We start from the raw sequence: 10,577 nt of genomic DNA on the forward strand, positions 1-10,577 counted from the left end.
TCCTTGCCGTAGCGACGGCTACGGCGCGTCGTTCCGCCTTGCCCCGCGGGCGCATCACGCGCCTCGGTGCACACGGGACTTCCGCGCCGGCACACTAGGCTACGATCCCAGTGGCACGGAAGGGGTTGAGAAGAGGTCCAGGGCGGTCAAAGCGTAGGCCTGAGCGCATTCCACGATCCGCTCCACGACGACGCTCTCGTCAGGACCGTGGGAGACCTCCAGATCGCCGGGCCCGTAGGCAATGGCGGGAACCCCCGCCTGGGCATAGAACCGTGACTCGAGCAGGCCCGGGCACATCTCTTCGGTCGGCTCGCGTCCGGTCACAGCCGATACCGACGCCTTGGCCGCTCGATAGAAGCTGGTATCGACGGCGGTGCCGCTGGATTGTCCCTCCTGGAGGATCGACACGGACACGGCGCTGCCCGGCGGGCTGGCATCCTGGATCACGCTCAGCAGCCGGTCCCGCTCGCTGCTCAGATCCTCCTCGGGATTGAAGCGGCGCTCGACCGTGAAGGCGAAGAGTTCCGGGACCACGTTGAACTGGTGTCCACCACTGACCTCTCCGCCCAGCATCAGGATCGACCTCCGGGCGGCGTCCGGACCGATCGAGGCGTCCGTGCGGCGAGTCTCGACCTCCGCCTTGAGTCGCTCGAGCGCGGTCAGGATCGGCAGGGCGTGTTCGAAGGCGTTGACGCCCTGGTAGTGCAGCCCCACGTGCGCCGGCCGGCCTCGGACTTCTACGCGCAGGGTGATGGCGCCGCGGTTGGCATTCCAGATCGCCCCCGACGTGGGCTCGCCCAGGATCGCGCCCACTCCGTCGCGACCGAGGCGGCCCAGCTCCAGCAGGCGCCTGCTGCCGTGCTCGCCTCCCGTCTCCTCGTCCGGCACGAGGACGACCTCGACTCGGCCGCTGAGCCGCGTTCCCGACAGCGCGGCGACAGCATGGATCATCGCCGCGATCGCGCCCTTCATGTCGGCGCTCCCCCTGCCGATGATTCGTCCGCCCTGGGTGATCGGCCGGAACTGGTCTGGAAAGCTGGCCGGGACGACGTCGTAGTGGCCGTGCAGATAGAGCGTCGGCCCCGAGCCCACGCCGCATAGCAAGGCCGTGCGATCCTGATCGAGCCGGATCGTCTCGACCGGAAGGCTCAGCTCTCGCATGCGTCGCTCGAGCAGATCCAGGCAGGCCGGATACCGGGCCCCCGGCGGGTTCTCTGTCGGAATGGCGACGAGCTCGCGCGTGAGCTCCGCCATTGCATCGGCAGAGTCCGCGATGTCGCGAAGCAGCTGCGGTCGGTCGGTCAAACTGGCCGTCGCCTCCAACGGTCTTCGAGTCGCCCGGGTGCGCTAGCCCCTCAGGAAGCCAATCACGCCGAAGGCCATGATGCCGACGGCGCTCACCACGTTGAGAACGGATATGTACCGCGGATCGCGAAGGGCCGAGCCGAGCGCGCCCGCCCCCAGGGCGAGGGACGCCTGCACGAGCAGGCTGCCGGCGAACAAGCTGAGCGCCAGGGCAAGCGGGTCGGCTCCCAGGCTCCCGGCCGCGATGGTCCCCGCGAAACCGGCGAAGATCACGACCGTCAGCGGGTTGGAGAGAGTGAGCAGGTAGGTGGCGACAAGCGGACTTCCCTCGATCGCGGCGGGAAGGCGGGGCTCGCCGAACGTGCGCACTGCGGCGCGGAGCATGAAAAGGCCCAGCGCGACCAAGATCACGGAAGATGCGACGCCGATCGCGTCGCTCTGGCCGCCCACGAGATCCGCCACCGCGGCGCCCCCGTAGAACGCGACCACGGCGTAGGAAAGGTCGGCGAGGCCGGCGCCCAATCCGCCGCGCAGCCCGGCCGATACTCCGCGGGACATCGACAGGCCGACTATCAGCAGGGCGATGGGGCCGACCGCGATCGCTACGGTCACGCCGAAAAGGAAAGCGGTGGTCAACGTCTATCGCGCCAGCTAGCTCGTTTCTGCTCCAGGAGAGGAACCGCCCGCCGGCTCCACCCTCAGGTCGTCCACCCACACGGTCCCCGGCGTCAGCACGTTCAGCTCGATCCGGAGGTTGTCGTACCCCTCGGGGATCGCGTACGCGTAGTCGAAGCGGCGCCACTCATCGACGCCGGTACGCTCCTCCAGCAGGAAGACCTCGAGGGGTGGGGCCGAGGTGGACGGGCTCTCGCTGCGAATGAAAACGCGCACCCGCGCTCCGCGGTTCTTCAGCCAGAAGCTGACCCTGTCCCGCGACGCCTACCGCTATGGCGCGCCCGGTCAATCGCCCGCCGCGTCTCGTGTCGGCACCCGCACGTTGCATAGCTCGATCCGGTCGACGGCGTGAACGAAGAACTCCTCCGCCCGATGGCGGCGCGCCTCTATCACGCCCTGGAATGAGTCGGAATCGGTCCGGAGAACCTCCAGCGACAGCCGGTCCGCCGCCGGCACGTCGGTCCCGACCCGCACGCCCCGAATAGGCACGGGAATCTGAGGGTCCTGGTAGAACCCTAGAGGCCCGCTGCCCCGCGGCAGCGGCGACAGCACGTCGATGCCCGCCACGACCCGTCCCACCATCGACAGGTTGCGATCGAGGTGCCGTGGCGCGTGTCCCGTCACGACGTAGAGGCTCGCGCCGCTTCCGGAGTTCGGATCCGTGCCGCGGGCTACGCCCACGACTCCGTAGCAGTGCGCCAGCCAGGTGGTGCCGGCGTCCGGATCGCGCCCGACCGGGAAGCCGTGCGTGAAGCCGGCTTCCGGCGCGTATATGTCGCCGTCTGGAATGGGGGTGAACGGAAGATCGCCGATCGGCGCCGTGAACTCGGCCGGCAAGGCGGTGGCCGCCTCTCCCATGGACGGCTGGCCCGCGCTGTCGGTCGCAACTGCCCACTGCACCACGTAGTTATCCTGCGAGCGGATGATCGAGCCGCCGTCGAAATGACCGCCCCGGACGAGCGTCCGGATGTTGTCCGCGTGCGCGGGCGCGAAAGCGGGCGCCAGCTCGATGACCACGCGGCCCCCGTCGATCTCCATGTAGAGCGTGTTCTCGGGGTCGAGCGTGCGCCATTCGTCCGGGGTCGAAGCCGCGAGCACGTCCGCGAGGGTGCGCGTAGCAGGGCGGTCGTCTGCTTCGTCCTGCGCCAGGGCGTGTGCTACCGGAGGAAAAAGCGCCAGGAGCAGTGCGCAGCCGGCGACGAGGCCGGTGGCGCGAAGTCCGATCTTGATCATGGGTCCGTCCGCTGGAGGCACCGTGCGATGAGGACGATTATGGCCTCCAAACAGAATCGAATCCACCCGCGAGGGGTAGTTTTGATAATGTCGATCGCCCGCAATTCGTCGACGTTCAAGAGAACCGTCGAGCTCAGACGAACCATCCACGAGCATCCGGAACTCGCGTTCGAAGAGGTAGAGACGGCCCGGGTCATCACGGAGGAGTTGGATCGCCTCGGCGTCGACTACGAGTACGGGGGGAAGGGCACCGCCGTGATCGGGCGGCTGAAGGGCGGCCCGCCCGGTGCGCCCATCGTCGCCTTGCGGGCCGAGATGGACGGACTTCCCGTCCAAGAGCAGACCGGCCTGCCCTTCGCGTCGAAAAAACCCGGCCGCATGCACGCGTGCGCCCACGACGCTCACATGGCGATGGTACTTGGGGCCGCCGCCGAGCACGTCGCGAACCCGCCGCCCGGCAACGTCGTATACGTGTTCCAGCCGGCCGAGGAGCGTGGGGCCGGTGCCAAGGTCGTGCTCGAGTCTGGCGCGCTCGATGACGTCGACGCGATCTTCGCGGGGCACATGACCCACCACTATCGCGTGGGCGAGATCATGGTGACGTCCGGCACCGTCACGGCGCAGTCCGACGCCTTCCGTATCACCGTCACCGGCAAGGGAGGCCACGGCGCGCGCCCACACGAGGCGATCGACGCGGTTCTCATCGCCGGAATGCTCATCTCGTCGATCCAGATGCTGGTATCCCGCGAGACCGATCCGGTCCACCCCACGGTCGTGACCATCGGCCGCGTATCGGCGGGAACGGCCCCGAACGTCATCGCCGAAGACGCGATGCTCGAGGGCACGATTCGCACGACCTTGCCCGAGGTTCGCGACCATATACACCTCGGCCTGACGCGGCTCGCGCGTGCGGCAGCGGATCTGCATCGGGCCGCGGTCGACGTGGAGATCCGGCGCGGCTACCCGCCCGTCGTGAACGCTGAGAGAGAGGCGGAAATCGCCCTCGAGGCCGTGCGCCTCATCGGGCCCGAGGCGCGCGTGGTGGTTCAGGACTACCCGAGCATGGGAGCGGAGGATTTCGGCTTCCTGTCCCGCCGGATCCCGGCCTGCTACGTGCGCTTCGGGGCCCGCATGGGTGAGGACACGTACATTCCGCTGCACAGCCCCAAATTCGACATCGATGAGGACGCCCTCTGGTTCGGTAGCGCGTTCCTCGATCGCGTGGCCCGCGTCGCGATCGATCGGCATGCGTAGCGAAAGGCCGACGATGACGGCCGACGCGGGTCGCTCCGAGCGGGGGGCGGGCGTCCATCCGATCGTGGGCCACCTGCGACCCGACATCGGCCCAGCGGACCGTCAGCGCGTCGACCGTCTCGCTAATCGGATCGTCGCGGCGGATCCGGCCATTTCGGCCAACGACGTGTTCGGCCCGAACGTCGAGGCGGGACTGTCTCCGGGGCCGACGCTCCACATCCACGGCCTGAGGCAGCGTTACTCGAGCGGCCTGGCCTACGCTCGCGAGCACCGAGCGTTCCTCCTCGCGCGGGATGGGGATGTCGTCGCGATGAGCCACCGTCCGGTCGAGGCCTTCCGGGACCACTGCCGTGAAGACCTCGGGCTCGGCGCACCGACGATCCTCGTGCCCGAGTCATCGCGTAGATCCAAGCATCTCGCGCTGCGCTGCCGCGCCGACAACGGAGCCGTCGGCCGGCTGAGCGAGCTGGCGCGGTCGGCCGGACACCTGAACGTGGCGCCCTACGAAGCGTCGGGGAGCGTCTGGGCGTTTGCTGAGCTGATCGCCCGGACCTCGGGGGTCGCCGTCCACGTGGCCGGGCCGCCTCCTAGGCTGTCCCGGCGGGTGAACGACAAGGTCTGGTTCTCCGAGCAGGTGATCGAACTGCTCGGAAGAGAAGCTATTCCGCCGACGACATCGGCGCGGAGTTGGGCGATGTTGGCCGACCGGGTGCGCCGGTGCGCCAGGGAGAACGGCTCCGTCGGGATCAAGCTTCCCAGCGCGTCCGGAGCCATGGGCAACTTGGTCATCGACTCCGATCTGATCCTGGGTCAGCCGACGCTGCAGGGGGTGGTGCAGGAGTTGCGCCGGCTGCTCCGCCACCTCGGGTGGGAGAACCCCTTCCCGATCCTGGTCTCGGTCTGGGAGGCTCCGGTCGCGGCCACGCCTTCCGTCCAGCTCTGGATCCCGCTCGAGGGAGACGGAGACCCGATCATCGAGGGAGTGTTCGACCAGCGCGTCGGTACCAAGGCAGGAAAGTTCGTGGGCTGCTCGCCGACAGCGATGCCCAGGTACCACAGGGAGTGGCTGGCGTACGAAGCTACCCTGCTGGGGCTCCTGTTCCAGCGGCTGGGATACTTCGGCCGCTGCAGCTTCGACTCGATACTCGTCGGCGACGACATCGCGAACGCCGAGTTGCACTGGATCGAGTGCAACGGCCGCTGGGGGGGTACGTCGATCCCGATGACGCTGGCCAATCGCCTGGCCGGCGACTGGATCACACGCCCCTTCGTAGCAACGGGCAACGTGCTGGGGGGATCGACCGCCACGCTCGCTCAGGTCCGCGAGGCGGCGGCCGACCTGATCTTCGATCCTGCCCGCGGGACGGGCCTGATCTTCCTTTCGCCCACCGCGGCCGAGACCGGAACCGGTCTCGACATTATGATGATGGGCGAATCGGTGGAGGAAGCCGACCGGGCGGCGTCCGAGGCCATCGATTTCCTCTCGTCGGTGGGCGACGAGCACCGCTCCGGACGCGATCCGTCGAGCGTCGCTCAGCCCCGTAGTGTCAGCCCCATGCCGTCGTAGGCGAAGCCGGCCTCCACTCCCCTCTCCCGACCCCATGCGCGGAGGCGTGCTCCGAGAACGCGCTCGTCTCCCTCGACGATCTCGGTACCGCAGTGGGTGATGATGGCTCTGGGGACGCCTTCCTTCTGGCACCAGCCGAGCTGCGTACGGACTGGAGCGTGGCCGATCAGACGATCCCCGCGCCTGCGCACGAAGCTGCGCGCCATGGTCGCCCCGTCGCCGACGTAGAGGCTGCACCCGCGCAGTGCGCCCGCGCGCTCGATTATGAAGACCAGGTCGGGGGCGTAGAAGATCGTCACGGCTCCCGCCGAGATCCGGTAACCGACCGCCGGCGCCCGTATGGAGTGCTCGACGGGGAAAGCCTCGAAGGTGATTCCGGGCACGACCTCCGCCGGTTCCCTGGCCGCGAGAAGGCGTCGGTCGCCCTCGGGAATGGGATAGGCACTCATGATTTCCCACCCATCCTCGGTGGCCCAGACCGGGCAAGGGGCGCCGTCCTTCAGGCCGAAAGCGTGGTCCGGGTGGCCATGCGTGACCACTATCGCCCGCGGAGCCACCGGCCCCAGCTTGCCCCGCCAGTCCTCGCCCGCGTCGATCATCACCCGGCGCCCGCGGTAGGAGACCTCCAGCGACGTGTGCATGCGGTGACGCCGCGTGCGCGCTTCGATTTCGCCCCGGGTGCCCAGGAAGACGAGTCTCACGCAGACCCCGTCATCCCTTCTTTCCCCCCGAGCCCGATGTCCTTTGAAAAAAGCGGACATCGCAACTCATTCAAAACTTGAACTAGTTGCACATCGCGCAATGGGCGATGACAAAGGGCCGCAGCCCGACCTCGGCTCGGGTCGTCGAGCCCAGCGCGCTTCGATGTGTCCCCGTGCATGCACCGAGTCTCGTCGCGCGGTACCATGGATAGCAATGATCTTCACCCGCTCCAGGACTGACCAGTGTCCCTGAGCCTCTTCGCCCAACTCGCGATCGCGCTGGGTCTCGGCCTGCTCATCGGCCTGCAGCGCGAGCGGACGAGCAGCGAGATGGCGGGGATCAGGACGTTCCCCCTCATAGCCCTGTTCGGTTTCCTGAGTGGGTTCCTGGCCGGCGAGCTGGGGGTGTGGGTCACCGTGGCGGCTCTGCTGGCTCTCTCGCTGATCATCGTGGCCAGTCAGCTCATGACACGGCGCGCGGGCGGCGAGGTCGATCCCGGACTCACGACGGAGGTGGCCGCCCTCGTGACCTTCGTAGTCGGCGTGATCGTGGCCCTCGACCACATCGCCCTGGCGGTTTTCGTCGGCGGGGCGGCGATGCTGCTGCTGCAGTGGAAGGGTCCGCTCCACCGGCTCGCCGAGAGAATCGGCCACGACGAGTTCCGCGCCCTCACCCGCCTGGTGCTGCTCGCGCTCGTCATCCTCCCGGTGCTTCCCGATCGGGCGTACGGTCCGTACGGCGTCCTCAACCCGTTCAGAATCTGGCTGATGGTCGTGCTGATCGTCGGCATCAGCCTGGCCGGGTACGTCGCATACCGGTTCCTGGGAGACCGCGTGGGCACGCTGGCGGCGGGCGCGATCGGCGGTCTGATATCGAGCACGGCCGCAACCGTCGGCTTCGCGCGGCACAGCACGGAGAACCCCGGGTGGGCCGTTCCCGCGGCGGTCATGGTCGTGATCGCGTCGACCGTGACGTTCGCCCGAGTGCTGTTCGAGATCGCGGTCGTGGCGCCGTCGGCGCTGCTCGGGCTGGGTGCACCCGTCGCGGTCATGATGCTCGCGATGACCGCGATGTCGGCGGCGCTCTACTGGTCCGCGCGCCGGGTGCTCCGGGAGATCCCGGACCAGCGCACGCCGCCCTCGGGACTCAGGGCGGCGTTGGCGTTCGGCGTCCTCTACGCGGCGGTCCTGCTCGGCGTCGCCGTGGCGAAGGAGCACTTCGGTCTGGGCGGGATGTACGTGGTCGCGGCGCTCTCCGGGCTCACGGACATGGACGCCATCACGCTCTCCACCGCCCAGCTCGTCCGGTCGGGAGACGTCGGCGTCGACGTCGGCTGGAGGCTGATCCTGATCGGAGGGCTCGCCAACCTCGTCTTCAAGGGCATCGCCGTGGCGATCCTGGGCCGTGGCCGGACGCGCACTCTCGTCGGGGGAGCCTTCGCGGGGGCGCTGGCGTTCGGGGTGCTGCTCCTGTGGGCCTGGCCCTAGTGTGCAACGGTACACTAGGGGACGGGCGTCGGGCGCAGGACGTAAAGGAGTACCTCGGTCACGTCTTCCGGCGGCCGCACGCCGCCCTCGGCCTCCGGCGGCTGCACGGTGCCCTCCAGCTCGAAGCCGATCTTCTCCAGGAGTCTGCGCGACAGGGCGTTGTGCTCGGTCACGATGGCCACGATCCGGGACAGGCCGAGCTTCGAGCGGGCGTGCGCGATGACGGCGGCGGCCGACTCGGTCGCGTAGCCCCTCCCCCGCGCTTCGGGCAGGAACGCGAACCCCAGGTCGGCGTCGTCTAGCCAGTCGCGCTGGAGCAGGCCGCAGATGCCGACGGGCCCGCCCCCGGCTCTCGGCTCGACGGCCAGCAGACCGAAGCCATGCGCTTCGTACATTGCCATCGGCCCCGACCGGATGTACGCCTCGGCGTCCTCGAGCGTGTCGATGCCCCGGTCGCCGATATAGCGCAGCCAGTCGGGATCGTTGACCAGCCGGTGGATGAACGCGGCATCGTTCGGAGTGAGGCCGCGGAGGGTGAGGCGTGCGGAGTGGATCGGGGCGATCAACGCGGACCCCGATAGCGTTTCCGCGGAAACGTCATCCCGGCCGCCTCGGCGAGCGCTGCGCAGCCCTGAAGCGTCATGCCGACGAAACTGCTCGGTGGCTCGCCGTCACCGCAATGAGCCGATCCCTCCTTTTTTTCCGCTTCTACCTACGACAGGCATAGGCGATCGGGATCGCTCGTCCTCTTCCGCAGCGCAGACGGATCGTGCAGCCCAACCCCATCACCCCGAGGTAACTCATGACACGCAAACATCCCCACTCCCTTCCCCTGGCGGCCCTCGCCGGCATCATCCTGACGCTGACGGCATGCGGCGAGGCGGGCGACACCCCGCTCGAGCCCAACGCAGTCCCGACCGAAGTGAGCTTCACCGTCGCGCCTTCCGTCGACGTGCTGACGCTGCCGGACTTCACGCCAACGGGCGGCACCTCGACGATTCAGCGGGGCCCCAATGGCGTGGACTACCAACTCGAGGCGGTCGGCCTCACCCCGGGCCACGCCGCCACGCTTTGGTTCCTCGTCTTCAACTATCCAGCGGGCTGCACTACAGGTGCCCCTTGTGGCGGAGACGACATCGTGAACGCCGATGCACGCCCCGACATGATGTTCGCCGCCGGGCGCGTGGTCGGTGGGTCGGGCACCGCCATGTTCGCGGGTCGTAGGTCCGTGGGCGACGGCTCGGGCTCGGCCAACGGGCCCGTGGGACTTCCCGCCTTCGGGCTGGAGAATCCCGAGGACGCGATCATCTTCCTGGTCGTCCACGACCACGGTCCGGTGGACTCGGCGTTCCTTCCGTCCATGGTCAAGAGCATCGACGGAGGCTGCTCGGATGCCGGTGTGCCGGAGGCCGGAGTCTCGTCTCCATGGAACGACTACGCGGGGCCGCCGGCCGGCGCATTCGGCGTGCGCGGTTCGAATACCTGCCAGAGCATTCAGATCGCGGTGCACGCGCCCTGAGTCAGGCCAACTGTGCTGGAGTCCAATACCGTTGAGGCGCACCGGGGGCACCCATTAGCTTGGAGGCATGGGTGCCGAAGGAGTATCGGGCGCAGGACGGGACGATGCCGGGTCGCGGCAGGAAGCCGCGGCCCGCGCTCTGGCCGAGGCGGTAGCCGGAAACCGTGAGGCTCTCGACGGTTTCGTCCCCGAGATCTACGACGATCTCCGGCGGATGGCGCACCGGCAGCTGCACGGCGAACGGGCCGACCACACGCTGTGCACCACCGCACTCGTCCATGAAGCCTACCTCAAGCTCGTCAAGCTGGACCGGCTGGAGTGGCAGAACAGGGCGCATGTCTGCGCCGAGGCCGCGCGGGCGATGCGGAGGATCCTGGTCGATCACGCCGTGCATCGCACCGCGAAGAAGCGGGGCGGCGCCCGCGCCCGGGTCGAGCTGGACGAGTCGTTCGCCATCACCGAGGCGGAGTCCGCGCAACTGCTCGACCTCCACGCCAAGCTGGAGGAGCTCGCCGCGCACCAGCCACGCCCGGCCCGGGTGGTGGAGTGCCGCTTCTTCGCGGGCATGAACATTCCCGAGGTCGGCGAGGCGCTCGGGGTTTCGCTCGCGACGGTGAAGCGCGATTGGGAGATGGCCCGCGCCTGGCTGAACCAGGAGCTCGCCTAGGCGGGCTGCCGCGTCTCACCGCCGGAGGTGTTCGGTTGAGACTGAATGACTGGGACCGGATCGAGAAGTACTTCCACGAGTTGGTCTCGCTTGACGCTCGCGAGCGCGCCGAAGCCCTGCGGGAGATCTCGAAGAAGGACCCCCTGCTCGGCCGCGACGTCACGTCGC

Annotated in this window: 11 protein-coding genes; 5 read left to right on the forward strand and 6 right to left on the reverse strand. The window is 68.5% G+C overall.

Going from position 1 to position 10,577, the window contains the following annotated elements; all coding sequences use genetic code 11:
- Nucleotides 1–99: 99 nt before the first annotated feature.
- The 4 genes from ABFS34_14395 to ABFS34_14410 form a co-directional block, all read right to left on the reverse strand.
- Entirely contained in the window at nt 100–1,254 is a 1,155-nt protein-coding gene (locus ABFS34_14395) for an ArgE/DapE family deacylase (GenBank protein ID MEN8376633.1), read from the reverse strand.
- A 93-nt stretch (nt 1,255–1,347) separates the two neighbouring features.
- Nucleotides 1,348–1,941: a LysE family transporter gene (locus ABFS34_14400; GenBank protein MEN8376634.1), complete on the reverse strand. Its 594-nt coding sequence runs from the start codon at nt 1,939–1,941 to the stop codon at nt 1,348–1,350.
- 15 nt (nt 1,942–1,956) lie between these two features.
- Complete coding sequence (locus ABFS34_14405) at nt 1,957–2,196, reverse strand: hypothetical protein (GenBank protein ID MEN8376635.1); 240 nt, start codon at nt 2,194–2,196, stop codon at nt 1,957–1,959.
- Nucleotides 2,197–2,265: 69 nt separating this feature from the next.
- Complete coding sequence (locus ABFS34_14410) at nt 2,266–3,213, reverse strand: peptidylprolyl isomerase (protein MEN8376636.1); 948 nt, start codon at nt 3,211–3,213, stop codon at nt 2,266–2,268.
- An 87-nt stretch (nt 3,214–3,300) separates the two neighbouring features.
- On the opposite strand from ABFS34_14410, the gene ABFS34_14415 reads away from it, so the two are divergent.
- Together ABFS34_14415 and ABFS34_14420 are read left to right on the forward strand one after the other, a co-directional pair.
- A complete protein-coding gene (locus ABFS34_14415; GenBank protein MEN8376637.1) occupies nt 3,301–4,467 on the forward strand; it encodes a M20 family metallopeptidase in 1,167 nt (388 codons plus the stop codon).
- 13 nt (nt 4,468–4,480) lie between these two features.
- Nucleotides 4,481–6,034 (forward strand): hypothetical protein, encoded by a 1,554-nt coding sequence (locus ABFS34_14420; protein ID MEN8376638.1) that lies wholly within the window; start codon nt 4,481–4,483, stop codon nt 6,032–6,034.
- Here the strand turns inward: ABFS34_14420 and ABFS34_14425 are convergent.
- Nucleotides 6,001–6,735 (reverse strand): MBL fold metallo-hydrolase, encoded by a 735-nt coding sequence (locus ABFS34_14425; GenBank protein ID MEN8376639.1) that lies wholly within the window; start codon nt 6,733–6,735, stop codon nt 6,001–6,003. The genes ABFS34_14420 and ABFS34_14425 overlap by 34 nt on opposite strands.
- A 243-nt stretch (nt 6,736–6,978) precedes the next feature.
- On the opposite strand from ABFS34_14425, the gene ABFS34_14430 reads away from it, so the two are divergent.
- Nucleotides 6,979–8,223 carry an MgtC/SapB family protein gene (locus tag ABFS34_14430; protein ID MEN8376640.1) on the forward strand — a complete coding sequence of 415 codons (1,245 nt, stop codon included), beginning with the start codon at nt 6,979–6,981 and terminating at the stop codon, nt 8,221–8,223.
- Between the two features lie 14 nt (nt 8,224–8,237).
- On the opposite strand, the gene ABFS34_14435 is transcribed toward ABFS34_14430, so the two are convergent.
- The gene (locus ABFS34_14435; GenBank protein MEN8376641.1) at nt 8,238–8,789 is read right to left on the reverse strand and encodes a GNAT family N-acetyltransferase; all 552 of its coding nucleotides are present in this window, start codon (nt 8,787–8,789) and stop codon (nt 8,238–8,240) included.
- 236 nt (nt 8,790–9,025) lie between these two features.
- On the opposite strand from ABFS34_14435, the gene ABFS34_14440 reads away from it, so the two are divergent.
- Both ABFS34_14440 and ABFS34_14445 read left to right on the forward strand, forming a co-directional pair.
- The gene (locus ABFS34_14440; protein ID MEN8376642.1) at nt 9,026–9,742 is read left to right on the forward strand and encodes a hypothetical protein; all 717 of its coding nucleotides are present in this window, start codon (nt 9,026–9,028) and stop codon (nt 9,740–9,742) included.
- A gap of 67 nt (nt 9,743–9,809) precedes the next feature.
- Nucleotides 9,810–10,409, forward strand: coding sequence for an ECF-type sigma factor (locus ABFS34_14445; protein MEN8376643.1), 600 nt, complete (start codon nt 9,810–9,812; stop codon nt 10,407–10,409).
- The last annotated feature ends 168 nt before the right edge of the window (nt 10,410–10,577 follow it).

Source organism: Gemmatimonadota bacterium, from assembly GCA_039715185.1.
GTDB lineage: Bacteria > Gemmatimonadota > Gemmatimonadetes > Longimicrobiales > RSA9 > DATHRK01.